A 25,129-nucleotide genomic window follows, 5' to 3' on the forward strand; every position below is an offset into this window, starting at 1 on the left:
CAGGGCGACTCCCCACCCACCTTCACTTTCCCTGGCCGGCGAAGGCGCGCAAGATGCGCGCATGCCCAGCCTCGCCCGCCCTGCCCTGCTCCTGACCGCGCTGTTGCCGCTGGCCGGCGCCGCCTGGGCGCAAAGCACGCGGACCACCAGCAGCGACGGCGCGCAAGGGTCGGTGCGCATCTACCGCTGCATCGGCAGTTCCGGCGCGGTCAGCCTGCAGAACGCGCCCTGCGAGAACGCGCGCCAGCAACAGGTGCTGGACATGCAGCGCCCGCGCGATCCGCCGCCGCGCCCGACCACCACGCTCAGTACCGACCCGGCGCGCGACGCCGCGGCGCCTGCGCCGCTGCCGCAGCGCGAGATCCGCATCGTCACCGTGCAACCGCCGCAGCCGATGTACGAATGCGTCACCAGCGAGGGCCAGCGCTATACCAGCGACGACAACGAAGGCAATCCGCGCTGGGTGCCGCTGTGGACCGTCGGCTATGCCGGCAGCTATGGCTACGGCCATCGTCGCGGCGGTGGCAGTGGCAGTGGCAGTGGCGGCAATGGTGGCGGCGAAGGCGGCCACCCGCGCCCGCCGCGGCCGGTGTATCCCGGCGTCGGCGTGGTGGTCCCGGCCGGCAGCACCCTGATCCGCGACACCTGCAACGTGCTGCCGCCGCAGGAAGTGTGTGCACGCCTGACCGACCGCCGCTGGGAACTGATCCGGCGCTACAACAGTGCGCTGCAGAGCGAGCGCCGCGCGCTGGAAACCGAACAGCGCGGCATCGACGCGCGGCTCGACCGCGACTGCGGCAGCGGCTGAGATGCGGGGCGGCGCCTGCCTGGCCGCGCTCCTGGCCTGCGCCGGCGCCGCGCAGGCCGAGCAAGTGGTGTTCTATCGTTGCACCGATGCGCACGACAACCTGACCGTGCAGAACCAGCCGTGCCCCAAGGGCATGCGCCAGGAAAAGAAACTCATGCAGGGCGTCGGCCGCGCGCCCACGCAGGCGCCGGCTGCCGCGTCAGCGGCACCAGCCGCGCCGATACCGCCGGCCCCCGCACCGCCCGCTGCCGCCGCCACGCCCGATCCACCGTCGCCAGCGCCGGCAGAGACCGCGCCGCGCCTGCCGCCGCCCACGCTGTATGCCTGTACCACCTACGAGCAGCAACGCTACGTCGGCGAAACCGCCGAGCCGACGCCGCGCTGCGTGCCGTTGCGCACCATGGGCCTGGACGGCAGCCCCGACAGGACCGGCGGCAGCGCCTGCGAAGTGCTGCGCGACCGCTGCGAGGCGCTGCCGGAGGCCGGCGCCTGCGAAGCCTGGGCAACCTACGTGGCCGAAGCCGAGACGCACTGGCGTTTCGCCACATCCGAGCACGCCGAGCAGCTGCGGCAGGAATTCCTGCGTCGCCAGCACCTGCTGCAGGCGAGCAACTGCGGCGCACCGGATTAGGGTGCCCCCGCGGAGGTTCGATCCGACACTGCCCCTACACCCGACACTGCCCCTGTAGGAGCGGCTTCAGCCGCGACAGGCATTGTCAGCAAAGCGTCGCGCCTGAAGCCGCTCCTACAGGGCGTGGCCGGCACTCGCCGGTCTACCGGCGCCCTAGAACCCGTAACGCAGAAACCCGCCGTCCACCGCGATGCATTCGCCGGTGATGTAGCTGGCCGCGGGCAGGCACAGGAAGCCGACCGCGGCCGCCACCTCCTCCGGCTCGCCGATCCGGCGCATCGGCGTGCGCTCGATCACCTGCTCGTAGTAGTCCGGATCCGACAACGGCCCGGAGGTGCGGCGGGTGCGGATGTACCACGGCGCCACCGCATTGACCCGGATCCCGTCCTCGGCCCATTCGGCCGCCAGGTTACGGGTCAGCTGGTGCAGCGCGGCCTTGGTCATGCCGTAGGGCGCGCCGCTGCGCACGTGGGTCAGCCCGGACACGCTGCCGACGTTGACGATCGCCGCGGACGCGTGCTGCGCCAGCAGCGGATGCGCATAGCGCGACAGCTCGAACGCCGAAAACAGGTTGGTCTCGAAGATGCCGCGCCACTCGTCTTCGGTGTAGTCCACCGCGGCCTTGCTCAGGTTGCCGCCGGCGTTGTTGATCAGCAGGTGCAGGCCGTCGGCATGGTCCTCGACCCAGTCCAGGATCTCGCGCCGGTCCTCGTCGTCGGCCACGTCCGCGGCCAGCGCCAGGATGCGCCGCTCCGGAAAGGCATCGGCCAGTTCGTCGCGCGCCGCTTCCAGCGCATCGATGTCGCGCGCCACCAGCATCAGCTCGGCGCCGAAGCCGAGCAACTCGCGCGCGATCGCCAGGCCGATGCCGGCGCTGGCGCCGGTGATCAATGCGGTCTGTCCGTCCAGCCGCCAACGTTGCTGCATCGCCTTGCCTGTCTGCACCGGGGTGGGCGTAGGATAACGCCCACGCTCAACGAGGTCGCTGCCATGACCGGTTCACTGCGCTTGATGACGTTGGCACTGTCGCTGCTGGCCGCGCTGGCCGCCTGCAAGCCGGCGCCGCCGAAACCGCCGGACAAGCCGCCCGAACCGCAGGCCGGCGCGCTGCGCGCGGCGATCGTGCAGCCGCTGGACCGCGCCAAGCAGGCGGCGGCCGGCACCGAGCAGTCCGCCGCCGCGCAGAACGCGGCGATCGACGCCGCCACCGGGCAATGAAAAACGCCGGCATCGGCCGGCGTTCGTCGTTGCTCGCAGCGCGCCCGCCAGTGGCGGACGCGCCTGCATCAGGCCTGCATCAGAAACCGCAGAAGCAGTAGGCCAGCGCCTTGACCGGCGTCCCGTCGCGCTTGTCGGTCGCGTCCTGCACGAAGCGCAGCTGGGTATCCAGCTCCGGCATGCTGCGCGCCAGCACGGCGTGCGCCAGGGCCGAGTCGCCCAGCATCCACGCGCCCATGCGGCTGCCGGCGAAACCGCTGACGAACTGCGCGAACGGCGTGGCCGGCTTCTCGATGTAGCGCACGCGGTACTTGTCGCGATCGCCCAGCTTGGCCCGCGCGGCGGCATCGGCCACCGCGTCCTTGAAGCCGCCGAACGCGTCCACCAGGCCGCGTTCCTTGGCCTGCGCACCGCTCCACACGCGGCCGCGCGCGACCTGGTCGATGGCCTCGACCGGCTTGTTGCGCGCCTGCGCGACCTTGCCGGTGAAGTCGGCATAGCCCTTGTTGATCACCGACTGGATCACCTGCCCGACCACCGGATCCATCGGCCGGGTGACGTCGAACGCACCGGCGAACCGGGTGGTGCCGACGCCATCGGTATGCACGCCGATCTTGTCCAGGCTGCGGGTCAGGTTGGGGATCATGCCGAAGATGCCGATCGAGCCGGTGATCGTCGACGGGTCGGCGTAGATGCGATCGGCGTTCATGCTGATCCAGTAGCCGCCGGACGCGGCCAGGTCGCCCATCGACACCACCACCGGCTTGCCGGCCGCCTTCAGCGCCACCACCTCGCGGCGGATCTGCTCGGAGGCGAACACTTCGCCGCCGGGCGAATCCACGCGCAGCACCACCGCCTTGACCGCCTCGTCGTCGCGCGCGTCGCGCAGCAGCGCCGCGGTCGACTCGCCGCCGATGCGCCCGGCCGGCTGCTCGCCGCCGCTGATCTCGCCCGCGGCGACCACCACCGCCACCTGCGGCCGCGAATCCACCGGCGAACGGCGCAGGTCCAGCTGCTGCAGGTAGGCATCCAGGTTGACGTTGCGGAAGCCGGTATCGGCATCGTCGTCGGCGACGCCGCGCTTGGTCAGCAGTTCCTCGACCTCCTCGCGGGTCTTCAGGCCGTCGACCAGCTTCTGCTGCAGCGCGAACTTGGCCATGTCGCCGCCGGCCGCGGCGATGCCCTCGGGCATCGTGTCGATGCCGGCGGAGATCTGCTCGGGCGCCAGCTTGCGCGCCTTGGCGATGTCGGCCACGTAGCGCTGCCACACGTCGTTCATCCAGAACAGGTCGGCTTCCTTGGACGCCGGCGAGGCCGCGTCGAGCACGTACGGCTCGGCCGCGGACTTGAACTCGCCGACCTTGAACAGGTGCACGTCCACGCCGAGCTTGTCCTGCAGGCCTTCGCGGAAGTACTGCCGGTAGCGGCCCAGGCCTTCCAGCACCACCGAGCCCATCGGGTCCAGGTAGACCTCGTTGGCTTGCGCGGCCAGCAGGTACTGCGCCTGGCTCAGGCTGTCGCTGTAGGCCACGACCTGCTTGCCGGAAGCGCGCAGGTCCTGCAGCGCCGCGGACACTTCGCGCATCGAGGCGAACCCGCTCGGCTGCAGCTTGTCCAGGCGCAGCGCCACCCGCTCGATCTTCGGATCGGTCTTGGCCGCTTCCAGCGCGCGGATCAGATCGCGCAGCTGGATCTCCTCGGCGCCCTTGTCGCCCATCGCCTTGGTCAGCGCGCGGCTGACCGGATCGGCGCTGAACTGCTCGACCAGAGTGCCTTCCGGCGCGATCAACAGCGTGGTGCGGTCGCGCAGCGTCTTGGCGCCATCGCCACGCGCCATCGCGAACACGATCGCCAGCAGGAGCAGCAGCAGGAAGCCGAAGAACACCAGGTTCAGGATCAGCCGGCGGGTAAAGTTCATCACATCCCACAGGCCAACGAAGAAGCTGGCGATGGGGCTGCGACGCACGGGTTGGTTCATGGAAAACTCCGGAAGGAAGGCGTCTTGCGCGCGTGCAGCATACCGGCTGTGCCGGCGCCGCACATGCGCCTGAAGTCAGGGGTCAGGCAGCCGCGGCGGCGAGCAGGCGCCCGCTGCTGAGCCGGAAACGCGCGGCCATCATCACCGCAGCGGCGGTCAGGCCCAGGATCAGCCCGATCCACATGCCTTGCGGTCCCCAGCCGAGCCACAGGCCGAGCCCGGCGCCCAGCGGCATGCCCAGGCCCCAGTAGGAACACAGCGCGAGCAGCATCGGCACGCGGGTGTCCTTGAGCCCGCGCAGCGCACCGGCCGACAGCACCTGCACTCCGTCGGGGAACTGGAACGCGGCCGCGTACAGCAACAGCGTGGACGCCAGCCCGGCCACCGCGATGTCGCGGGTGTAGACGCCGACGATGGCGTCGTGGCCGAACAGCAGCACCAGCGCCGACAGCGCCTGGGTGCCGAGCACGATCGTATAGCCGGCCCAGGCCGCGCCGCGCACGCCCACCGCGTCGCCGCCGCCGGCGGCGCGCCCGACCCGCACCGTGGTCGCCTCGGCCACGCCCATCGGCACCATGAAGCACAGCTGCGCCACGTTGATCGCGATCTGGTGCGCGGCCGCCGGCACTTCGCCCAGCCGCGCGATCAGCAGCGCGGTGACGATGAACAGCCCGCCTTCCATCAGGATGGTGATGCCGATCGGCAGCCCGGTCTTCAGCAGCCCGCCGATCGCGCGCAGGTCCGGCGCCTCGAAGGTCGCGAACAGGCGCAGCGGCGCGAAGCGCCTGGAGCGCGCCAGGTAGATGGCGAAACACAGCGCCTGCAGCCACATCATGATCGCCGAGGCCATGCCCAACCCGCCGGCGCCGCGTTCGCGCAGCCCGAACAGGCCGAAGGTCAGCACGTAGCCCAGCGGCGCCAGCACCAGCAGCCCGCCGAAGCCGAGCAGCATCGTCGGCAGCGTCCAGTGCATGCCCTCGCTGAGATAGCGCATGCAGAAGTACAGCACCATCGCCGGCACGCCCCAGCGGATCGCATGCAGGAAGTCGCGCGCGCCGGGCACGATCTCCGGAGCGATGCCCAGCTGCGGCAGCGCCATCGGCATCACGCTCAGGAACGCGAACATCAGCACGCCCAGGCCCAGCGACAGCCACAGCGCCTGGCGGAACATCGGCCCGATCTGCGCATGGCGCTTGCCGCCGTCGAGTTGCGACACCGACGCGGTCAACGCGATCAGGGTGCCGATCGGAATCATCATCGGCAACCACAGCAACGCGGTGCCGACCGTGACCGAGGCCAGCGTGCGGGTGCCGTGGTGGCCGGCGATCACGTTGTCGACGAAGCTGATCAGGCCGGCGGAGATGTGCCCCAGGACCAGCGGCAGGGCGAGCTGCGCGGTGGTGCGCAGTTCGCGGCCCCGGACCGACGCCGGGGTGGAGGACGAAGACATTGCAAGACTCTGGCGATCCCGCCGACTGCGGCCGCGCAGGAAAGCGCCGGCGCCGGGTGGCGGAGGGGCGGCAGTTTAACCTGCGCGGCTGGTTGGCGCAGGCTTCGGGACTCGGGACTCGGGACTCGGGACTCGGAGAGCGGAGAGCGGAGAGCGGAGAGCGGCGGATGCTGCGCTCAGCGCTCAGCGCGCGGCGCGTTGGCGCAGCCAGGCCGCGCGCGTGTCCGCGCCCTGCGCCAGCAACTCGCGGCGCAGCGCCGCGCGCTCCTGCGGCGGGGTGCGCTGCGACAACAGCGCCAGGTGCTCGCGCTGCTCGGCCGGCAACGTGCGCAGCAGGCCCAGCAGCGCCGCACGCTGCGCGTCGGGCACATAGCCGAACAGCGGCTGCAACGCCCAGTACTCGCTGCCCAGTTCCGGGCCCAGCAACCAGCCGTGGCGTTCCAGCGCATCCAGTGCGGCGAATTGCGCGCGCAGCGTGTGCTGCTGCTCCACCGGCAAGCCGGCGAAGGCGCTGGCCACCTGGCGCAGGCGCGCCTGCACCGTGGCGTCCAGCGCCTCCCAGGCGGACTGGCGCTCGCGCAACTGCGCCGGGGTCAGCGCCGGCGGCGGGTCGGCGGCCGCGGCTGGCGCCGCCGCGGCGCTGCCGGTGGCGGACTGGGCGGCGACGGCTTCGGCGAGGTCCTCCGCGCTCGGCGCGCTGCGCTCGATCCGTGCCGGCGGCGCGCCCGCCGCGTACCAGGCGAAGAAGTCCAGGTCGTAGACCGCCGGTTCCGGCAGCGGCGCCGGCACGGCGGCCGGCAACGGCGGCGCGGTGGGCGCATCCGACTCGGCCGGCAGTTCCTCCACCTGCACCGGCCCGGTATCGCCCAGCGCCAGGCTCGAACCGGCGCCCGTCGCCGCAAGCCGCGACGGCGCCCGCCCCCACCACAGCGTCCCCAGCAGCGCCAGGGCCACCAGCACGACGACCGCGGCCGCCAGCCGTGGCCGGGTCAGCCCGCGCCCGCCGCCGCGACGGCGCGGACGGACCGCAGCAGGCGCCGCCGGCGCCGCCGCGGGCGTGGGCGCCGCGCCGGCGATGGCCGCATCGCGCAGGTGCGCCAGCGCCTGCAGCCGCTGCGGCGGCAGTTCGCGCAGGTGCTGCTGGGCGGCGTCGGCCAGCGCGCGCCAGCCGGCGGCGTCCGGACGCCCGCCGGCATCGCGCGGACAGGCCCGCGCCAGCGCCTGCTGGTAGTCCTGGGTGGATTGGTGCAGGACCTGCGCCGCGGTCGGCTCGTCCAGCCCGGCCACGATCCGCAGCAGCAGCGCCAGGCGGTCGGCGGCGCCCAACTCCCCCAGGTGCGCCAGCGGCGCGGGCCAGCCGCTGCCGTCCGCGGTCGCGATCTGGCGCAGCGACGGCACCGCGGCGAGCAGCTTCCAGAAGCGCAGCGGCCAGTCGGCCATCGGCAGGGTCGCGGCATGGCTGCGGAACGCGCGCATCGCTGCGGCCAGCGCCGGCGCGCCGCGCTCGACGCTGCCGCTCTGCAACTCGGCCAGCACCGCGGCACGGCGTTCGATGCCGCGCAGGAAGGCGGCCAGGGCGGGCGGTGCGACCGCGCCGTCGGAGGGGGGCGCGGCGGTCATCGGAACTCCATCATCGGCGCGATGATAGCGAGGCCGCCGCCGCGCCGCGCGCTTGACAACGGCGCGCCGATCGGCTGCTTCAGGCGCCAGCCGGGCGGATCGCGGCGACGGGTTGTGCACAGCGCCCCGGAGGCGCGGGCGGCGCCTCCTGTCAAGCCCCCGCGAAATCATGTTGCAGCCATGTTTCACGGCCAAGTTGTTGTTATTTATTGGATTTATCCGATTGGCGCTTTTTTGTCCAACTTGTGGCAGAGGCTTGTGAATCCGTCTTCACGGCGTGGAGCATCCCTTTCATGCACAGCTTTATCCACAGCGGGTGTGGATAAAATCGATTCTCCAAGCGGGGCAGCTATTTACGACTTGTTTATCACTTTGCGAGCAGCTATCGCGTGCAACTGGCGCTCCCTGCCGACCACCGCCGAGGGGGCATTGGCCCCCGTCCCCGACCGCTAAACTAGCGCCGATGCCGTCCCCTGCCGCCACCCTCCGCGTCGCCCTGCCGCTGCCGCTGCCGCAGCTGTTCGACTACCTGCCGCCGCCTGGCGACGACGCCGCCGACGCGATCGGTCGGCGCCTGCGGGTGCCGTTCGGCAATCGCGAACTGAGCGGGGTGGTCGCCGCGCTCGGCCAGGTCGAGGACAGCGAGGGTCTGCGCGCGGCGCTGGCCTGGCTGGACCCGGTGCCGCTGCTGCATGGCGAGCTGGCCGACTCGCTGCACTGGCTGGCCCGCTACAGCCATGCGCCGCTGGGCGAGGTGCTGGCGACCGCGCTGCCGGTGACCCTGCGCCGCGGCGAGGCGCTGCCCGACACCCACGCCTGGGCCTGGCGCCTGACCGAGGCCGGCGCCAGCCACCGGGCCCGCCCCGGCACCCGCCCGCACCGCTTCGCCGAGTTGCTGCGGGCCGCGCCGCTGGACGAGGACCGCCTGGACCAGGCCATGGACGACTGGCGCAGCGCCGCGCGCAGCCTGGCCAAGCGCGACTTCGCCGAACGCATCGCGGTGCCGGCCAGCACCGCGGCGCCGCAGCCGCAGCCCGGCCCCACCCCGAACGACGAACAGCAGGCCGCGATCGACGCCGTCGTCGCCGCCCCGGGCTTCGCCCCGTTCCTGCTCGACGGAGTCACCGGCAGCGGCAAGACCGAGGTCTACCTGCAGGCCATCGCCGCCTGCCTGGCGCGCGGCCGCCAAGCGCTGGTGCTGGTGCCGGAGATCGGCCTGACCCCGCAGACCCTGGCGCGGTTCCGCGCACGCCTGGGCGTGCCGGTGCACGCGCTGCATTCCGGACTCACCGACAACGAGCGCGCGCGGGTCTGGGCCGCGGCCTGGCGCGGCGAGGCGCGGGTGGTGGTCGGCACCCGTTCGGCGGTGTTCGTGCCGCTGCCGCAGGCCGGCCTGATCGTGATCGACGAGGAACACGACGGCAGCTACAAGCAGCAGGACGGCATCCGTTACCACGCCCGCGATTTCGCCCTGGTGCGCGGCAAGGCGCTGGACGTGCCGGTGCTGCTGGGCAGCGCCACGCCGTCGCTGGAAAGCCTGCACAACGCCGCCAGCGGCCGCTACGCGCATCTGCGCCTGACCCGCCGCGCCGGCGATGCGCGGCCGCCGACGGTCCGCGTGCTCGACGTGCGCAAGCGGCCGCTGCAGGACGGCCTGTCGCCAGAGGTCTTGGCCGGCATCGGCAGCGCGCTGGCCGACGGCGGCCAGGTGCTGGTGTTCAAGAACCGCCGCGGCTACGCGCCGGTGCTGCTGTGCCACGACTGCGGCTGGACCGCGCCGTGCCAGCGCTGCAGCACCCCGCTGCACGCCACGCCGATGACCGTGCATGCCGGCGGCCGGCGCCTGCAATGCCACCACTGCGGCGCGCGGCAGCCGGCGCCGCTGGCCTGCCCGGATTGCGGCAGCCTGGCGCTGCAGCCGCAGGGCATCGGCACCGAGCGCCTGGAAGAACGCCTGCTGCAGGCCTTCCCCGACGTGCCGGTGCTGCGCATCGACCGCGGCACCACCCAGCGCCGCGATGCGCTGGAGACGCAACTGGCCACGCTCGGCACGCAGCCCGGCATCCTGGTCGGCACGCAGATCCTGGCCAAGGGCCATGACCTGCCGCAGCTGACCCGGGTGGTGGTGGTCGGCATCGACGAAGGCCTGTTTTCGGCCGACTTCCGCGCCAGCGAGAAACTGGCGCAGCAGCTGATCCAGGTCGCCGGACGCGCCGGCCGCGCCGCGCGCCCGGGCGAGGTGTGGCTGCAGACCCACCATCCCGGCCATGCATTGCTGGAGACCCTGGTGCACGGCGGCTACCACGCCTTCGCCGAGGCCGAACTGGCGCAGCGCGAGGCGGCCGGCTTCCCGCCGTTCGCGTATCTGGCGCTGCTGCGCGCCGAAGCCAAGCAGGTCGAACACGCCAACGCCTTCCTCGGCGCGGTGCGCGCGCTGCTGCCGGAGCAGGCCGAGGTGCAGCGTTTCGGGCCGATGCCGGCGCCGATGCCGCGCCGCGCCGGTTTCCAGCGCACCCAGTTGCTGTTGTCGGCGCCGACGCGGCGCGCGCTGCATGCGGTGCTGGACGCGGCGGCGCCGGCGATCCATGCGCTGCCGCAGGCGCGGCGGGTGCGCTGGTCGCTGGATGTGGATCCGCAGGATCTGTACTGAGCCGAGCGCGTCGTTCGCGTCCCGCTTTCTCAGCCCGGCAAACCCAGCACGGCGACCAGCTGCGCGCGCAGCGCGGCACTGTCGCCGGCTTCCACGCAGCGCCACGCGCCGTCGTCCGCGCCCAGACCGCAGGCGGCGGTGGCGATCACCGGCTTGCCCAGCGCCAAGGCCAGCAGCACGCCACGCGGCTGTTGCTCGATCCAGGCCGGCAGCACCACCACCGCGGCCGCCTGCACGCCCGCGGCCATCGACGCGACCCGGCGCACATCGAAACCGCTCCAGAACTGCGGCGTCTCCTGCGCGCCTGGCGGCAACAGCAACTGCACCGGCAGACCGCGCAACGCCTCGCGCAGTTCGAACGCCCCCTTGCGCGCCAGCGCCGACGCCGCCAGCAGCACCTGCGCGGCAACGCCATCGCCGCTGGGCGATGCCGCTGCGGGCGGCAACGGCTGCCGCCATTGCAAGGCGATGCCGCGACTGCCGGCCAACGCCAATAGCTCGCGATGCGGGGTGATCCAGTGCCGCGCCTGCGCCAGCGCCGCGCGCTCGGCCTCGACCAGCCGCGGATCGGCGCGGAAATCGCGCAGCGTGGCGCTGTCGGGATGGCGCTGCGCCGCCACGTCCAGGCGCGCCTGCAGCAGGTGCATCGGCAGCGCGGTCATGCACACGTCCCAGCGCCGGCCCTGCAGTTCGCCGGCCAGCCACAGGCCCGGCAACAGGCTCTGCGGCACCACCAGTTCGACATCCTGCGCGCCGAGCAGGCGCTGCAGCGCGCGCAGGCGGATGCGCTGCGCGCGCTGCCGCACCTGCGGCAACGGCAGCCCGCGGCGCAGCCACCAGCGTTGCAGCAACGCCGCCTGCACCGCGGCGACGCTGCTCCGGCGCAGCGCCAGCACCCGATCGCCCGGCTGCATGCGGCGCCGGCGGTCGTCGTCGAATTCCGGCCAGTCCTCGTCCACCAGCCAGGTGCGGCGGAGGCCCTGCGCGCTCGCCGGCACATGCCGATGGCATTCCTCGCGGCCGCAACGCGTGCAGTCGTTCGCCGCCGTCGCTGCCGGCGCGCGCCGCAGCGGCAGCAACGGCAGCGCGGCGGCGGCCGGCGCGCCGCCGAGGATGCGCACGTGCAGGTCATCGCCATCCAGCCACACTTCCAGGCGCCATGCCGACTCCGCGCGCAGGCGCAGATCCACGTAGTTCCAGAACACCACCGCGTCGCGGTCGCGCTCGGCCAGCGAGCCGGCGATCACCTGGGTATGCCGATGGCGCTCGACGATCTGCAGGCCCTGGCGCAGCGCCGCGTCGTAGATCGCATTGGACAGCTGGCACAGGCCGCCGCCGATCGACGGCACCAGGCAGCCTTCGCGCAGTTCGCGCCCGGCGGCGAAGCCGCGCCAGCGCGTGGCCCGGCCCAGCTGCCGCCAGAAACTGAAGGTGGCGCCGGCCGGCACTTCGATCCCGTGCAGCGCACGCGCGGCCACGCGCAGGTTGTGGATCTTGCCGGCGACCAGCAGCAGCGAGGTCTCCTCCGACTCCGGCCATAGCGCGGTGATCGACTCGGACACCGCCGCGGCGGCGATCGGCAGTCCCGCATCGCGGCGATGCCGGCGCGGCCCGCCGCGCAGATCGCGCAGCGCGCGGCGCAGTTGCAGCACGCGGGTCTTCAGCGCGAACAGCAGGCCGCCCACCCGCGACGGCGTTGCCGCGGGCGAAACCAGAGGCCGATCCGTTGCTGTCGCTCGCATCTCCACGCGCCCTCCGCATCCCTGCCTGCGCCTGCCATCGCGCTACTATAGGGCCATGCCGTTCCAGCCCCCAGTTCCTGCACGGCGCCTCGACCGCTGCGTGCATCACGGCGCCGCGCCGCACCGCGTGCGTGCAGCGTCCGCAGCCGTCGCCAGCGTGCCGACAGCCGCTTGCGCCTCGTCTTTGCCTGCCCCTGGAGTCCTGCATGGCTAGCCCGCCCGTGCCGCACCTGATCGTGGTCGGCGGCGGTTTCGCCGGGCTGTGGGCCACGCGCGCGCTGGCCAAGGCGCCGCTGCGCATCACCCTGATCGATCGCCGCAACCACCACCTGTTCCAGCCGCTGCTGTACCAGGTCGCCACCGCCGGCCTGTCGTCGCCGGACATCGCCGCGCCGCTGCGCCAGATCCTGCGCAAGCAGGACAACGTGGAAGTGCGCCTGGGCGAAGTGGTGCGCCTGGACAAGCAGGCACGGCAGGTGCAGCTGGCCGGCGGCGAGACGCTGGACTACGACTACCTGCTGGTCGCCACCGGCGCCACCCACGCCTACTTCGGCCACGACGAGTGGGCCCGGCACGCGCCCGGCCTGAAGACCCTGGACGATGCGCTGCACCTGCGCCGCCACCTGCTGCTGGCGTTCGAACGCGCCGAAGCCGAGAGCGACCCTGCCGCACGCGCGGCCTGGCTCAGCTTCGCCATCGTCGGCGGCGGCCCGACCGGGGTGGAACTGGCCGGCACCCTGGCCGAGATCGCGCGGCATACGCTCAAGCACGAATTCCGCCGCATCGATCCGGCCGAGGCCAAGGTGCGGCTGATCGAAGCCGGCCCGCGCGTGCTCGCCTCGTTCCCGGAGCGGCTGTCGGCCAAGGCGCAACGGCAGCTGGAAAAGCTCGGCGTGGAAGTGCTGACCGGCGTGCCGGTGGCCGACATCGACGCCAGCGGCTATCGGTTGGGCAGTACCTTCGTGCCCGCACGCACCGTGGTCTGGGCCGCCGGCGTGGCCGCCTCGCCGCTGGCGCGGACCCTGGACGTGTCGCTGGACCGCAGCGGCCGCGTGCAGGTGCAGCCGGACCTGAGCATCCCCGGGCATCCGGAAGTGTTCGTGGCCGGCGACCTGGCCGCCCTGCAGCAGGCCGACGGCAAGCCGGTGCCCGGGGTGGCGCCGGCGGCCAAGCAGATGGGCCGGCACGTCGCCGAGAACCTGGCCAAGCGGCTGCGTGGCGAAGCCGGCGACGCGCCGTTCCGCTATGCCGACTACGGCAACCTGGCCACCATCGGGCGCATGGCCGCGATCGTGCACCTGGGCCGCCTGCAGCTGTCCGGCCTGCTGGCCTGGTGGTTCTGGCTGGCGGCGCACGTGTTCTTCCTGATCGGCTTCCGCAACCGCCTGGTGGTGCTGCTCAACTGGGCCTGGGCGTACTGGAGCTATCAGCGCGCGGCGCGCATCATCCTCGGCGACGACGAACGCCCGGCCGAGCCTGCGCCCGCGCCAGCGGAACCGCCAGCGGCCGCGTGACACCCCGCGGCGGGGCTGCGATCCTAGCCGCCCTTTGCCGCTGCGCAGTGCCGTCTTGGCGACCTTTCTGTTCCTGCTCGACCTGCTCGGCACCTTCGTGTTCGCGATCAGCGGCGCCACCGTCGGCGTGCGCCACCGCCTGGACCTGTTCGGCGTGCTGGTGCTGTCGTGCGCGGCCGCGGTCTCCGGCGGCATCGCCCGCGACGTGCTGATCGGCGCCACCCCGCCGGCTGCGCTCGGCGACGCGCGCTACCTCGGCGTCGCCTGCCTGGCCGGGCTGCTGACCTTCTACAGCCACAACACGGTCGAGCGCCTGCGCAACCCGGTGCAGATCTTCGACGCGCTCGGCCTGGCGCTGTTCGCGGTGTACGGCACCAGCAAGGCGCTGGCGTTCGGCCTGGGTCCGCTCAGCGCGACCCTGCTCGGCATGCTCAGCGGCATCGGTGGCGGCATCGTCCGCGACCTGCTGGTGGCGCGCACGCCGGTGGTGCTGCAGGCCGAGCTGTACGCGGTGGCGGCCTTGCTCGGCGGCGGCGTGGTCGCCGCGGCGCACGCGCTGCACCTGCCGCAGCCGTGGGGATTGGCGATCGGCGCCACGCTGTGCTTCGGCCTGCGCTTCATGGCGATCCGCTACGGCTGGCATCTGCCGGTGGCGCGGCCGCCGGAGCAGTGAGCCCGGCGCGTGGCGGCTGCGCGCGCGTCCGCACGGCGAGTCCGCATCCGCCAATCTGCGCAGGCATCGGCACAACGAAAAAGGCCCGGAAAACCGGGCCTTTTTTGCTTCGCTGATCGATCGCCCGCGTGGGCGCAACACTCACGCCACGAACAACGCCTTCATCTTCTTCAGCGCGTTGGCTTCGATCTGGCGGATGCGCTCGGCCGACACGCCGTACTCGTCGGCCAGCTCCTGCAGCGTGATCTTGCTGTCGGCATCCAGCCAGCGGCGCTTGATGATGTCGCGCGAACGCGCATCCAGTTCGGCCAGGCCTTCGCGCAGCAGCTGCAGCTGGTTGTCCTCGCTGTCGGCGCGCTCGTAGGCCTGCGAGGGATCTTCCTCGGCGGCCATCAGGTAGGCGGCCGGCGACGGCGGCGCATGGTCGTCGTCGTCGTCGGACGGCGCATCGAAGCCGATGTCGCGGCCGGACAGGCGCGACTCCATCTCCAGCACCTCGCGCTCGGACACGTTGAGGTCCTTGGCGACCGCGGTCACTTCCGCCGCGTTCATCCAGCCCAGGCGGGTCTTGGACTTGCGCAGGTTGAAGAACAGCTTGCGCTGCGCCTTGGTCGTGGCGACCTTGACGATGCGCCAGTTCTTCAGGATGTACTCGTGCATCTCGGCACGGATCCAGTGCACCGCGAAGCTGACCAGGCGCACGCCCATTTCCGGGTCGAAGCGCTTGACCGCCTTCATCAGGCCGATGTTGCCTTCCTGGATCAGGTCGCCCAGCGGCAGGCCGTAGCCGTTGTAGCCGCGGGCGACGTGGACCACGAAGCGCAGATGGGAGTGCACCAGTTCGCGCGCCGCATCCAGGTCTTCCTGGTCGCGGTAGCGCACCGCCAGCGCGCGTTCCTCTTCGGACGTCAGCACCGGGATCTGGTGCACGGCGCCGATATAGGCATCCAGCGAACCGAGCGGACTGGGGATCGGGAGGTTGTTGGCCACCAGCGCGGTGGCAGGTATGGTCTGGCTCATAGGGCTCATCTTAGCAGTCAACTAACTAGACTGCTGGGTACAGTAAAAAGTTCCTGCGTTCCGTTTATGGAACATTCGAATCAGGAAAAGGACTGTGACAGAAGCCACTGGAACGCTGGGAAAGACAGGCGTAACCGGTTACGAGCGCCAAAACTAGCACCCGGGCTGCGAAATTTGCGTACACGCGGCGCGCTCCGGGCGACGCCGTCGAACCACGGTTCAGCCGCCGGCCGAGGCCGGGTCCAGCGCCGCGCGCGGCGGCAAGCTCCAGTCGATCGGCGCGGCACCGCGGCGGCGCAGGTACTCGTTGGCCGCGGAGAAATGCTTGCAGCCCAGGAAGCCGCGGTGCGCCGACAGCGGCGAGGGATGCGGCGCCTTCAGCACGCGGTGGCGGCGGGTGTCGATGACCTTGCCCTTGGCCTGGGCATAGCTGCCCCACAGCAGGAACACCAGGCCTTCGCGCTCGCGGTTCAAGGTCTCCACGACGTGGTCGGTGAAGCCCTCCCAGCCCTTGCCCTGGTGCGCGCCGGCGCGGCCTTCCTCGACCGTCAGCACCGCGTTGAGCAGCAGCACGCCGCGCTGCGCCCACGGCAACAGGCAGCCGTGATCGGGACGGCGGATGCCCAGGTCGTCCTCGATCTCCTTGTAGATGTTCAGCAGCGACGGCGGCACCGGCACCCCGGGCAGCACCGAGAAGCACAGCCCATGCGCCTGGCCGTAGCCGTGGTACGGATCCTGGCCGAGGATCACCACCTCGACCTGGTCGAACGGGGTCGCGTCGAACGCGGCGAAGATCTGCCGCCCGGGCGGGAACACGCGTGCGCCGGCGGCCTTGCGCTGGCGCAGGAACGCGGCCAGTTCGCGCATCTCCGGGCGCAGCAGCCAGTCGCCGACCCGCGCCTTCCACGAGGGTTCCAGTTGGATCCGGGTGTCGTCTTCGCTACTCATGCAGGTTCGGCAGATCGGTCAGAAGGTCACGGCAGTGTCGTTGAGCTTGGCCAGGCGCAGCTGGAACAGCACCTTGGTGACCAGCAGGCGCTCCTCGATCGGCTTCTGCACCAGATCGTTGGCGCCGGCGCGCAGCAGTTCGGACTGGTTGTGCGGATTGCTGTCGCCGGTCATCACCAGCACCGGCATGCGCCGCTTGCCGTAGGCGAAGTCGATGCGGATGCGCTGCACCACGTCGCGGCCGTTGAGTTCGCCCTTCAGGGTGACGTCGGTCAGCACCAGGTCGATGCGGCGGGTGGTGCGGCCCAGCGATTCGGCGGTGAGCAGTGCGAACGCGTCCTCGGCGGTCAGCACGTGCACCACGTGCAACTCCTGCCGCTCGAGCATGCGCTTGGTCGCCTCGGCCACCACGCGGCTGTCCTCGACGTAGAGGATGGTGGCGCCGACCACCGGCTGCGGCTGCACGTAGCCGCGGATGAAGGTCGCCAGCGCCTCGTGGCCCAGCGCCTTGTCGAAGTAGTCGGTGACGTATTCGGTGAAGCGGCGTTCGACCAGGTGCTGCTGCGCATCGCCGGAGACCACGATCACCGGCACGTAGGCCTGGCCGGCGGCCTCGCGCACGCTGCGCGCCAGGGCCAGGCCGTCGCCGTCGGGCAGCGCCAGCGAGGTGGTGACCAGATTCACCGGGCCGGCCTCCAGCGCGGCGCGCGCCTCGGCGATGCTGGCGCAGCCGACCACTTCCACATCCGGCAGCTCGCGGTGCAGCACGTCGGCGATCAGCTTGCGCACCAGCTTGGAGCCGTCCACGACCATCACCCGCGGGGCGTCGCTGATCAGGTGCTTGAGCTCGTGCCGGGACATGCGCGCCTCAGGTATCGGTGGGACGCGTCTGGCGCAGGAAGTGACCGGTCACCAGCCAAGCGCCGAGCCAGCCCAGCAGCAGGGTGCCGAGCAGCACGAACGCCGAGTGCAAGGCGTCCAGCCCGTGCAGCGCGAAATGGCTGCCGTAGCTGTCGGCCAGTTCCGCCAGCGGCGGCCCCAGCGCCAGCCCGGAAGCGGCGATCAGGCCCAGCGCCAGTACCCCGGCGCCGAAGCCGTACCAGGCGCCCAGGTACAGGAACGGGCGGCGGATGAAACCGTCGCTGGCGCCGAGCAACTGCAGCACCCCGATTTCCTCGCGTCGCGACTGGATGTCCAGGCGCACGGTGTTGCCGACCACCAAGGCCGCGCCGGCGCCGAGCAGCACCGACAGCACCTGCACCAGGCGCTCGCCGAAGCGCAGCCAGCCGTCCAGGCGCTTGCGCCACAACGCGTCGTGCTGGACCAGGTCGGCCTGCGGCAGCGCGCTCAGCGAGGCGGCCAGCTGCGCGTCGTCGGCCGCGGCCGGGGTGACGATCAGCAGCGTCGGCAGCGGGTTGTCGTCGAGCGCGTCCAGCGCCTCGCCGAGCCCGGCGCTGTCGCGCAGCTCGGCCATGCCCTGCTCGGGCGTGCGCAGCGCCACCGCGGCGACGTCGGCGCGGCCGCGCAGGGTCGCGGCCAGCGCGTTGGCCGCGGCGGCATCGATGTCGGTCTTCAGGAACACGTTGATGTCGCGCGACTGCTGCACGCTGCCGGCGAACTGCTTGAGGTTGTCCAGCGCGATCGACAGCCCCAGCGGCAATGCCAGGGCCAGGGCCATCACCGCCATCGTCAGCAGCGTCGCCCACGGCTTGCGCATGGCGCGGCCGAGGCTGTAGACGATGCTGTGCAGGTGGTGGTCCCACCACACCCCCAGGCGCGAGGGCGCGGCGGCGCCGCCGGCGTTGCGTGCGCTCATTCGGCCAGGTCCTGCGGGGAGATGTCGTCGGCCAGGCGGCCGTGGTCCAGGATCAGCACGCGCTTGCGCATCTGCTTGAGCAGCGCCAGGTCGTGGCTGACCACCAGCACGCTGGTGCCGCGCGCCGGCAATTCGGCGAACAGTTGCATGATCTCGGCGGCCAGGGTCGGGTCGAGGTTGCCGGTGGGCTCGTCGGCGACCAGCAGGCGCGGTTCGGCGACCATCGCCCGGGCGATGCCGACGCGCTGCTGCTCGCCGGCCGACAGCTGCGACGGCAGCGCCTTCTCGCGATGGCCCAGGCCCATCCGCTCCAGCACCGAACGCACGCGCTTGCCGATCTCGGCGCGGCGGGTGCCGCGCAGGATCAACGGCAACGCCACGTTCTCGGCGATGCTGCGGTCCATCAGCAGGCGGTGGTCCTGGTACACGACGCCGACCTCGCGTCGGTGCAGCGGCACGCGCCGCCCGCGCACCTTCAGCAGGTTGCGCTCGCCGAACAGCACCGCACCGCGCGACGGGCGCTCGCTGAGGTGGATCAACTTGAGCAAGGTGCTCTTGCCCGCCCCGGAATGGCCGGTGACGAACAGCATCTCGCCCTCCTCCACCTGGAAGCTGACGTCCACCAGCGCCTCGTGGCCACCGGCGTACTGTTTGCTGACATTGTCGAACCGCAGAACGCTCATCCGGCGATTATGCCGGAGCGGCCCGGGTTTTCGTCCACCGTGCGCGCGCCGCGAACGGTGGAGGGCCGGTTCATCAGGAACTGGAGACCAGCGAACGCAGCTTGCGGCCGAGGCGGGTCAGGAACGAATCGTTCGCCGCGGCGGCCGGCGCGGCGGCGCGCTCGCCCTGGCGCGCGGCCCTGACCTGGACCGGCTTGGCCGGCGCGTCGCCGGTGGCGACGGCGGCAGGCGCCGCACCCTCGGCGCCTTCCAGCGGACGGCCGCCGCGACGACGCCGGCGCTTGCGCGGGGCGCGCTCGCCGTCCGCCGCAGGCGCGCCGTCGACGGCGGGGCGGGCCGGCTTGGGCGTGGGTGCCGCAACCACTGCGGCCGCCTCGGTGGCGCCCGCAGCCGGCGCTTCCGCAACGGCTGCGGGCGCTGCCGCGGCGTCGGCCGGGCGCGGGCTACGCGGGCGCCGCGGCTTGCCGTCGGCACCGCGCGCTTCGCCGCGGCCGCCGGCACCGCCAGGACCGCTGCGGCCGCCGCCGGGCTTGCCGCGGCTGCTGCCGCCGCCGCGCCGCTGCTCATCGGCCTCGCGCTGCGCGCGCGCCTCGCGGAAGATGTCGCCGATGCTCTCGTCGGCATCCGCATCGACCTCGACCGCTTCGCCTTCGACCACAGCGCGCGGAGTGCGCGGCAACGCCACCAGCAGTTCGGCGGTGACCGGCTCGACCGGGATCTTCTGCTCGATGTAGGCCTCGATGTCCGGCAGGCTCATCGCATAGCGCTCGCAGGCGAAGCTGATCGCGTCGCCTTCCTCGCCCAGCCGCGCGGTGCGGCCGATGCGGTGCACGTAGTCCTCGGCGTCGAACGGCAGGTCGTAGTTGTAGACGTACTTGACGCCGTCGATGTGCAGGCCGCGCGCGGCCACGTCGGTGGCGACCAGGATCTCCAGCTGGCCCTTCTGGAAGCGGTTGAGCAGGGTCTCGCGCTTCTTCTGCGGCACGTCGCCGGACAGCACGCCGACCCGGTAGCCGTTGCGCTCCAGCGAACGCGCCACGCGTTCGACGAAGGCCTTGGTGTTGACGAACACCATGGTGCGCGCGCCCTCGCTGCGCGACAGCAGGCCCAGCAGCAGGGTCAGCTTCTCCTCGTCGGAGGGGAAGTAGATGCGCTGGCGCACGCGCGCGGCGGTGATGCTCTCGGTCTCGACCACGAGCTTTTCCGGCTCGTTCATGTGCTCGTAGGCCAGCTCCAGCACGCGGTGGCTGAGCGTGGCCGAGAACAGCAGGGTCTGCCGGGTGCCGCGCTCGGGCATGCGCCGCAGCAGGAAGCGGATGTCCTTGATGAAGCCCAGGTCGAACATGCGGTCGGCTTCGTCGAGCACGCAGATCTCGCAAGCGTGCAGCGACACCACTTTGTGCTGCTTGACGTAGTCGATCAGCCGCCCCGGGGTGGCGATGATCACGTCCACGCCCTGCTGCAGCAGTTCGCGCTGCTTGTCGTAGTCCACGCCGCCGTAGACCAGCGCGAAGCGCAGGCCCAGGTCGGCGCCGAACTTGACCGCGTCCTTGTGGATCTGGATCGCCAGTTCGCGGGTCGGGGCCAGGATCAGCGCGCGCGGATCCTCGGGCTTGCGGTCGGCCAGCGCCGGGCGGCTGAGCAGGCGGTTCATCACCGTCACCAGGAACGCCAGGGTCTTGCCGGTGCCGGTCTGGGCCTGGCCGGCCACGTCGCGGCCCGGCAGGGCCACCGGCAGGGTCAGCGCCTGGATCGGCGTGCAGCGGGTGAAGCCGGCGCCTTCGAGGCCGGCCAGCAGCGCCGGTTGCAGCTCGAACGCGGAAAAAGTCACATCGGTCAGCGGTTTGTCGCTCATCATTCCATCTTCGTCAGGCCACCCCGCCCGAAGCGTAAGGTCGCGGCTTGCATCGGCCCCGGCAGCGTCGCACACTGGCTACTTCCATGCCGGGTCGCGCGACAGGGGGAATCCCTTGATTTCGCCGCGCAATGCCCCAGTTTACCGCAATGCGGCGGCCACCCGGTCCGGCCGGTCGCATTGGCCCAGGAGATACCCCTAGTGAGCGATAAGGTCCTACACGTCGGCGACGCCGATTTCGATACCGCCGTGCTGCAATCCGGCGAGCCGGTCCTGGTGGACTTCTGGGCCGAATGGTGCGGCCCGTGCAAGATGATCGCCCCGGTGCTGGACGACCTGGCCGACACCTACGACGGCAAGCTCAAGGTGGCCAAGGTCAACGTGGACGAGAACCGCGCCACCGCGATCAAGTACCACGTGCGCTCGATCCCGATGCTGCTGCTGTTCAAGGACGGCAAGGTCCAGGCCACCCAGATCGGCGCGGTCGGCAAGGGCCAACTGACCCAGATGATCGACAAGACCCTGGGCGGCGCCGCGGCCTGAGTCTGTCGCCGGCCGTTCCGGATCGGAGCGGCCGCTGTGATACCGGCCTGCAGCGACGCTGCCGGCCGGCTGAATCGCCCGGTAACGCCTGCTTGCCGTGGTTGCGTGGCGATGATAGTGTCGGCGCATCCGGTGGCATTCGCGCACCGCACCCCCTCTGGAAGATTCTCTTCTAGACCCCTTCCCAACCCGTTTGCCCCCACGCTGGGCGCTCGCACTCATAGCGAGGAATCACCACTTGTCCGATAACACCACCACCGAACCCGGGAGCGTCGACGCCCCCGCCGAGAAGCGCGCGCGCAAGCCGCGTGTCAGCAAGGCCGTCGCCGGCGCTGACGGCGGAGCCGAGCACGGCGCGCCGGCGCAGCCGAACCTGCCGCTGAACCCGGCGCCGGCCCAGGCCGACGCGCCGCGTCCGGCGCCGCAGGAACGCCAGGAACGCGCCGCGCCGCAGGAACACGCGCAGGCCCCGTCGCAGCAGTCCCAGCCCCAGTCCCAGCCCGCTCCCGCCTCCGGCGGCGATGCCCAGGGCCAGGGCGGCGGCAACCAGAACGACGGCGGCGAGCCGCGCGAAGGCGGCAACCCGCGCTTCAACAACCAGAATCCGCAGAACCAGAACAACCAGAACAACCAGCAGGGCAATCGCCGCGACCGCTTCCGCAATCGCCGCGATCGCGATCGCAACGGTGGTGGCGGTGGCGGTGGTGGTGGCGGCGGTCGCTTTCCGGACAACGGCCTGCCCAACGACAACGGCGCCAACGAAGTGTTCGTGCCGCGCCCGCACGCCAACGTGCCGGAAGGCTTCCCGATCTACTCGCTGAGCGACCTGAAGCGGATGCCGGCGCAGAAGCTGCTGGACATCGCCGAGCAGCTCAACATCCAGGACGGCGTGGCCCGCGCGCGCAAGCAGGACGTGATCTTCGCGCTGCTGAAGGTGCTGACCCGCCACGGCGAAGGCGTCGCCGCCGACGGCGTGCTGGAAATCCTGCCGGACGGCTTCGGCTTCCTGCGCGCGGCCGAGGCCAGCTACCTGGCCGGCCCGGACGACACCTACATCTCGCCCAGCCAGATCCGCCGCTTCAACCTGCGCACCGGCGACCACCTGTCCGGCCGCATCCGCTTCCCGAAGGACGGCGAACGCTACTTCGCGCTGTCGATCGTCGACACGATCAACGGCGAGCCGCTGGAAGCGAGCAAGAACAAGGTCCTGTTCGAGAACCTGACCGCGCTGTTCCCGCGCAAGCGCTTCACCCTGGAACGCGGCAACGGTTCCTCGGAAGACATTTCCGGGCGCATCCTCGATCTGATGGCGCCGCAGGGCAAGGGCCAGCGCGCGCTGATCGTGTCCCCGCCCAAGGCCGGCAAGACCATGCTGATGCAGCAGGTGGCCACGGCGATCACCACCAACCATCCCGACGTGCACATGATCGTGCTGCTGATCGACGAGCGGCCGGAAGAAGTGACCGAAATGCAGCGCACCGTGCGCGGCGAGGTCATCTCCTCCACCTTCGACGAACCGGCCGCGCGCCACGTGCAGGTCGCCGAGATGGTGATCGAGCGCGCCAAGCGCCTGGTCGAGCACAAGAAGGACGTGGTGATCCTGCTCGACTCGATCACCCGCCTGGCCCGCGCCTACAACAACGTGGTGCCGTCCTCCGGCAAGGTGCTCAGCGGCGGCGTGGACGCCAATGCGCTGCACCGCCCGAAGCGTTTCTTCGGCGCGGCGCGCAACGTCGAGGAAGGCGGCTCGCTGACCATCATCGCCACGGCGCTGGTGGAAACCGGCAGCAAGATGGACGAGGTGATCTACGAAGAGTTCAAGGGCACCGGCAACAGCGAAGTGCACCTGAACCGCCGTATCGCCGAGAAGCGCGTGTACCCGGCGATCGACATCAATCGTTCCGGCACCCGCCGCGAAGACCTGCTGATCGAGCCGGAGCTGCTGCAGAAGATCTGGATCCTGCGCAAGCTGCTGCATCCGATGGACGAGATCGCGGCGATGGAATTCCTGCTGGACAAGATGAAGAACACCAAGTCCAACGACGAGTTCTTCGGTTCGATGAAGCGCTGAGTCCAGCGCCGGCGCGACCCGGACGCCCCGCTTCGGCGGGGCGTCTGCGTTTGTGCGGGGCGATCTGCGCGAGCCGCGGCCGCGGCGCTCCGGCATCGCGCGATCCGACCGGTTTTCGACATGCCGCTGGCGATGCTGGCCCGGTCCCGATCCGGCGTGCCGCCCCATGCAGTCCACTGTCGCCAAAGTCGCACCGGTCACCCTGGCGTTCTGGGCGATGAAGATCTGCGCCACCACGCTTGGCGAGACCGCTGGCGACCTGCTGTCGATGACGTGGGAGGTCGGCTATGCGCTCAGCAGCGCCGTGCTGCTCGGCGTGTTCGCGCTGTCGCTGTGGGCGCAGTTGCGCGCACGCCGTTTCCGCCCGTGGCTGTACTGGTGGGTGATCCTGACCACCAGCACCGCCGGCACCACCGTGTCGGACTACATGGATCGCAGTCTGGGGCTGGGCTATGCGCAGGGCGCGCTGCTCCTGAGCGGCGGACTGGCATTGACCCTCGGCGCGTGGTGGCTGAGCGAACGCAGCCTGTCGGTCGAGCGGATCGATGGCGGCCGCGCGGAAGTCTTCTATTGGGTGGCGATCCTGTTCTCCAACACCCTCGGCACCGCGCTGGGCGATTACCTCGCCGACGACTCGGGGCTGGGCTTCCTCGGCGGCGCATCGCTGATCGGGGCGACGCTGGCTGCGATCGCGCTGGCCGGCGCGTTCACCCGCATCGACCGCGTGGCGCTGTTCTGGGCCGCCTTCGTGCTGACCCGACCGTTCGGCGCCACGCTCGGCGACCTGCTGACCAAGCCGGCCGCCAGGGGCGGCTTGGATCTGGGTACCGCCGGCGCCTCGCTGGTGCTGGCAGCGATCCTGGTCGCGGTGCTGTATGCCAGCACTCGCCATCGCGCGATCGCTGCGACCACCAGGTAGCTCTCGGCGCTGCAGGAAAACGCCCCGCGACGCGGGGCATGTTCCATCGAAACCGGACACCGGGACCGGGAGCGCCGCCCGGCGCGCTCAGCCGCCCTGCTGCAGCGGCGTCAGCAGGCGCGGGCCGTTGTTGTCGACCATGTACACGCCGCCGGCCGACAGCGTGTCGGGCGAGAAACCCGACGCGTCCTTGCCGGTGTCCCAGGGCGCCCGCGCGCGCGGACCGGGGACATAGCTGATCCAATGCCCGTAGCCGCTGGGGCTGTTTTCGTTGGGCTCGTTGCTGAGCGCATAGTCGACCGGAACGCGCACCGCCCAGTACGGCGCCGACACGTCTGCGCCTTCGGTCGGCGGGCGGAAGGTCCATTTACGTGCCGCCGCCAGCGCGCTCCTGGCGAAGATCTCGCGCAGCTTCTTCATCTCGCTCTCCGAGCCGACGATGCGCAGGTTGACCTGCTCGACCGCGGCATCGGCGACGCTGCCGTCGCGCGCCACCTTGAGCACCAGGTACGCCGAGCCCGACGCGCCCACCCGGTACGCCGCTTCCGGATAGGACGGCGGCGCCATCTTCAGCGACGTCACCGCGCGCGGATCCTTGGGATCGTAGGTGGCGAAGCTGGCATGGCGGATCTCCACCTGATAGCTATCGCCCTGCTGGCGCTTGGCCACGATGCGCAGCGTCATCGGCGCGCGCGCCGGCACCGGCTTGCCGTCGCGCAGCGCCGGCTCGAATTTCCACTGTTTCACCGAATCGCGCACGAAGCGGATCACGCCCTCGGGCAACCTGTCTTCCCGATCGATCGCCAGCGCCGAGACCGCGCCGTCGGGCTCGATATCGATCTTGCCGGTCACCAGCAGGCTGTTTTCGACCTGCTTGCGCACCGCGCCAGGCCCGGCGCCGGCGGCGAACGCGGTGGCGGCGAACAACGCCAACAGCAGACTGCCCCAACGCCACATCGAGATTCCTGACTTGCGGTGCATCGCGCTGTC

21 protein-coding genes are annotated in these 25,129 nt (G+C 71.4%); 9 read left to right on the forward strand and 12 right to left on the reverse strand.

The window, feature by feature from the left end:
- Nucleotides 1-61: 61 nt before the first annotated feature.
- Nucleotides 62-808 carry a DUF4124 domain-containing protein gene (locus tag HDC36_RS12505; RefSeq protein ID WP_179567735.1) on the forward strand — a complete coding sequence of 249 codons (747 nt, stop codon included), beginning with the start codon at nucleotides 62-64 and terminating at the stop codon, nucleotides 806-808.
- Between the two features lies 1 nt (nucleotide 809).
- On the forward strand, nucleotides 810-1,439 hold the full coding sequence (locus tag HDC36_RS12510; protein ID WP_179567737.1) for a DUF4124 domain-containing protein: 630 nt from the start codon (nucleotides 810-812) through the stop codon (nucleotides 1,437-1,439).
- Nucleotides 1,440-1,592: 153 nt separating this feature from the next.
- On the opposite strand, the gene HDC36_RS12515 is transcribed toward HDC36_RS12510, so the two are convergent.
- Entirely contained in the window at nucleotides 1,593-2,366 is a 774-nt protein-coding gene (locus HDC36_RS12515; RefSeq protein WP_179567739.1) for an SDR family oxidoreductase, read from the reverse strand.
- A gap of 63 nt (nucleotides 2,367-2,429) precedes the next feature.
- On the opposite strand from HDC36_RS12515, the gene HDC36_RS12520 reads away from it, so the two are divergent.
- Nucleotides 2,430-2,657: a hypothetical protein gene (locus HDC36_RS12520; RefSeq protein ID WP_179567741.1), complete on the forward strand. Its 228-nt coding sequence runs from the start codon at nucleotides 2,430-2,432 to the stop codon at nucleotides 2,655-2,657.
- Nucleotides 2,658-2,736: 79 nt separating this feature from the next.
- Here the strand turns inward: HDC36_RS12520 and sppA are convergent, their stop codons facing one another.
- The 3 genes from sppA to HDC36_RS23490 all read right to left on the reverse strand — a co-directional run bounded on the left by sppA (nucleotide 2,737) and on the right by HDC36_RS23490 (nucleotide 7,705).
- A complete protein-coding gene (gene sppA / locus HDC36_RS12525) occupies nucleotides 2,737-4,635 on the reverse strand; it encodes a signal peptide peptidase SppA (RefSeq protein WP_179567743.1) in 1,899 nt (632 codons plus the stop codon).
- A gap of 82 nt (nucleotides 4,636-4,717) precedes the next feature.
- A complete protein-coding gene (locus HDC36_RS12530) occupies nucleotides 4,718-6,085 on the reverse strand; it encodes an MATE family efflux transporter (RefSeq protein ID WP_179567745.1) in 1,368 nt (455 codons plus the stop codon).
- Between the two features lie 183 nt (nucleotides 6,086-6,268).
- Nucleotides 6,269-7,705 (reverse strand): hypothetical protein, encoded by a 1,437-nt coding sequence (locus tag HDC36_RS23490; protein ID WP_255432698.1) that lies wholly within the window; start codon nucleotides 7,703-7,705, stop codon nucleotides 6,269-6,271.
- Nucleotides 7,706-8,168: 463 nt separating this feature from the next.
- Between HDC36_RS23490 and HDC36_RS12540 the strand changes: the two genes are divergently transcribed.
- Nucleotides 8,169-10,355 carry a primosomal protein N' gene (locus tag HDC36_RS12540; RefSeq protein ID WP_179567747.1) on the forward strand — a complete coding sequence of 729 codons (2,187 nt, stop codon included), beginning with the start codon at nucleotides 8,169-8,171 and terminating at the stop codon, nucleotides 10,353-10,355.
- Between the two features lie 29 nt (nucleotides 10,356-10,384).
- Here the strand turns inward: HDC36_RS12540 and HDC36_RS12545 are convergent, their stop codons facing one another.
- A complete protein-coding gene (locus HDC36_RS12545; protein ID WP_343204338.1) occupies nucleotides 10,385-12,040 on the reverse strand; it encodes a VanW family protein in 1,656 nt (551 codons plus the stop codon).
- Between the two features lie 263 nt (nucleotides 12,041-12,303).
- Between HDC36_RS12545 and HDC36_RS12550 the strand changes: the two genes are divergently transcribed.
- Both HDC36_RS12550 and HDC36_RS12555 read left to right on the forward strand, forming a co-directional pair.
- Complete coding sequence (locus tag HDC36_RS12550; RefSeq protein WP_179567752.1) at nucleotides 12,304-13,611, forward strand: NAD(P)/FAD-dependent oxidoreductase; 1,308 nt, start codon at nucleotides 12,304-12,306, stop codon at nucleotides 13,609-13,611.
- Between the two features lie 55 nt (nucleotides 13,612-13,666).
- Nucleotides 13,667-14,284: a trimeric intracellular cation channel family protein gene (locus HDC36_RS12555; RefSeq protein ID WP_179567754.1), complete on the forward strand. Its 618-nt coding sequence runs from the start codon at nucleotides 13,667-13,669 to the stop codon at nucleotides 14,282-14,284.
- A gap of 141 nt (nucleotides 14,285-14,425) precedes the next feature.
- Here the strand turns inward: HDC36_RS12555 and rpoH are convergent, their stop codons facing one another.
- The 6 genes from rpoH to rhlB form a co-directional block, all read right to left on the reverse strand.
- Nucleotides 14,426-15,304 carry an RNA polymerase sigma factor RpoH gene (gene rpoH / locus HDC36_RS12560; RefSeq protein WP_003469114.1) on the reverse strand — a complete coding sequence of 293 codons (879 nt, stop codon included), beginning with the start codon at nucleotides 15,302-15,304 and terminating at the stop codon, nucleotides 14,426-14,428.
- Between the two features lie 219 nt (nucleotides 15,305-15,523).
- Complete coding sequence (gene ung, locus HDC36_RS12565; RefSeq protein ID WP_179567756.1) at nucleotides 15,524-16,252, reverse strand: uracil-DNA glycosylase; 729 nt, start codon at nucleotides 16,250-16,252, stop codon at nucleotides 15,524-15,526.
- Between the two features lie 18 nt (nucleotides 16,253-16,270).
- Nucleotides 16,271-17,113, reverse strand: coding sequence for a response regulator (locus HDC36_RS12570; RefSeq protein ID WP_179567758.1), 843 nt, complete (start codon nucleotides 17,111-17,113; stop codon nucleotides 16,271-16,273).
- Nucleotides 17,114-17,120: 7 nt separating this feature from the next.
- On the reverse strand, nucleotides 17,121-18,068 hold the full coding sequence (gene ftsX, locus HDC36_RS12575; RefSeq protein ID WP_179567760.1) for a permease-like cell division protein FtsX: 948 nt from the start codon (nucleotides 18,066-18,068) through the stop codon (nucleotides 17,121-17,123).
- A complete protein-coding gene (gene ftsE / locus HDC36_RS12580) occupies nucleotides 18,065-18,751 on the reverse strand; it encodes a cell division ATP-binding protein FtsE (RefSeq protein WP_047324490.1) in 687 nt (228 codons plus the stop codon). The genes ftsX and ftsE overlap by 4 nt, the downstream gene beginning before the upstream one ends.
- A 73-nt stretch (nucleotides 18,752-18,824) precedes the next feature.
- On the reverse strand, nucleotides 18,825-20,606 hold the full coding sequence (gene rhlB / locus HDC36_RS12585) for an ATP-dependent RNA helicase RhlB (protein ID WP_179567762.1): 1,782 nt from the start codon (nucleotides 20,604-20,606) through the stop codon (nucleotides 18,825-18,827).
- A 201-nt stretch (nucleotides 20,607-20,807) separates the two neighbouring features.
- Here rhlB and trxA point away from each other — a divergent pair, with 201 nt between their 5' ends.
- From trxA to HDC36_RS12600, 3 genes are all read left to right on the forward strand, one after another.
- Nucleotides 20,808-21,149 (forward strand): thioredoxin TrxA, encoded by a 342-nt coding sequence (gene trxA, locus HDC36_RS12590; protein ID WP_003465432.1) that lies wholly within the window; start codon nucleotides 20,808-20,810, stop codon nucleotides 21,147-21,149.
- Between the two features lie 238 nt (nucleotides 21,150-21,387).
- Complete coding sequence (gene rho / locus HDC36_RS12595; protein ID WP_179567764.1) at nucleotides 21,388-23,220, forward strand: transcription termination factor Rho; 1,833 nt, start codon at nucleotides 21,388-21,390, stop codon at nucleotides 23,218-23,220.
- Nucleotides 23,221-23,386: 166 nt separating this feature from the next.
- The gene (locus HDC36_RS12600) at nucleotides 23,387-24,139 is read left to right on the forward strand and encodes a hypothetical protein (protein ID WP_179567766.1); all 753 of its coding nucleotides are present in this window, start codon (nucleotides 23,387-23,389) and stop codon (nucleotides 24,137-24,139) included.
- A gap of 87 nt (nucleotides 24,140-24,226) precedes the next feature.
- Here HDC36_RS12600 and HDC36_RS12605 read toward each other — a convergent pair whose 3' ends face one another.
- The gene (locus tag HDC36_RS12605; RefSeq protein WP_179567768.1) at nucleotides 24,227-25,120 is read right to left on the reverse strand and encodes an energy transducer TonB; all 894 of its coding nucleotides are present in this window, start codon (nucleotides 25,118-25,120) and stop codon (nucleotides 24,227-24,229) included.
- Nucleotides 25,121-25,129 lie beyond the last annotated feature (9 nt).

The sequence above is a fragment of the Xanthomonas sp. JAI131 genome (assembly GCF_013410075.1).
GTDB classification, from domain to species: Bacteria; Pseudomonadota; Gammaproteobacteria; order Xanthomonadales; family Xanthomonadaceae; genus Xanthomonas_A; species Xanthomonas_A bonasiae.

Bases quoted from the DNA above. Each gene is read 5' to 3' on its own strand.
- HDC36_RS12520 (WP_179567741.1), top strand. From the start codon at position 2,430: ATGACCGGTTCACTGCGCTTGATGACGTTGGCACTGTCGCTGCTGGCC.
- rhlB (WP_179567762.1), bottom strand. From the start codon at position 20,606: ATGAGCGACAAACCGCTGACCGATGTGACTTTTTCCGCGTTCGAGCTG.
- rpoH (WP_003469114.1), bottom strand. From the start codon at position 15,304: ATGAGCCAGACCATACCTGCCACCGCGCTGGTGGCCAACAACCTCCCG.
- HDC36_RS12600 (WP_179567766.1), top strand. From the start codon at position 23,387: ATGCAGTCCACTGTCGCCAAAGTCGCACCGGTCACCCTGGCGTTCTGG.
- sppA (WP_179567743.1), bottom strand. From the start codon at position 4,635: ATGAACCAACCCGTGCGTCGCAGCCCCATCGCCAGCTTCTTCGTTGGC.
- HDC36_RS23490 (WP_255432698.1), bottom strand. From the start codon at position 7,705: ATGACCGCCGCGCCCCCCTCCGACGGCGCGGTCGCACCGCCCGCCCTG.
- HDC36_RS12550 (WP_179567752.1), top strand. From the start codon at position 12,304: ATGGCTAGCCCGCCCGTGCCGCACCTGATCGTGGTCGGCGGCGGTTTC.
- HDC36_RS12540 (WP_179567747.1), top strand. From the start codon at position 8,169: ATGCCGTCCCCTGCCGCCACCCTCCGCGTCGCCCTGCCGCTGCCGCTG.
- ftsX (WP_179567760.1), bottom strand. From the start codon at position 18,068: ATGAGCGCACGCAACGCCGGCGGCGCCGCCGCGCCCTCGCGCCTGGGG.
- HDC36_RS12515 (WP_179567739.1), bottom strand. From the start codon at position 2,366: ATGCAGCAACGTTGGCGGCTGGACGGACAGACCGCATTGATCACCGGC.
- ftsE (WP_047324490.1), bottom strand. From the start codon at position 18,751: ATGAGCGTTCTGCGGTTCGACAATGTCAGCAAACAGTACGCCGGTGGC.
- HDC36_RS12530 (WP_179567745.1), bottom strand. From the start codon at position 6,085: ATGTCTTCGTCCTCCACCCCGGCGTCGGTCCGGGGCCGCGAACTGCGC.
- HDC36_RS12505 (WP_179567735.1), top strand. From the start codon at position 62: ATGCCCAGCCTCGCCCGCCCTGCCCTGCTCCTGACCGCGCTGTTGCCG.
- ung (WP_179567756.1), bottom strand. From the start codon at position 16,252: ATGAGTAGCGAAGACGACACCCGGATCCAACTGGAACCCTCGTGGAAG.
- HDC36_RS12510 (WP_179567737.1), top strand. From the start codon at position 810: ATGCGGGGCGGCGCCTGCCTGGCCGCGCTCCTGGCCTGCGCCGGCGCC.
- HDC36_RS12570 (WP_179567758.1), bottom strand. From the start codon at position 17,113: ATGTCCCGGCACGAGCTCAAGCACCTGATCAGCGACGCCCCGCGGGTG.
- HDC36_RS12605 (WP_179567768.1), bottom strand. From the start codon at position 25,120: ATGCACCGCAAGTCAGGAATCTCGATGTGGCGTTGGGGCAGTCTGCTG.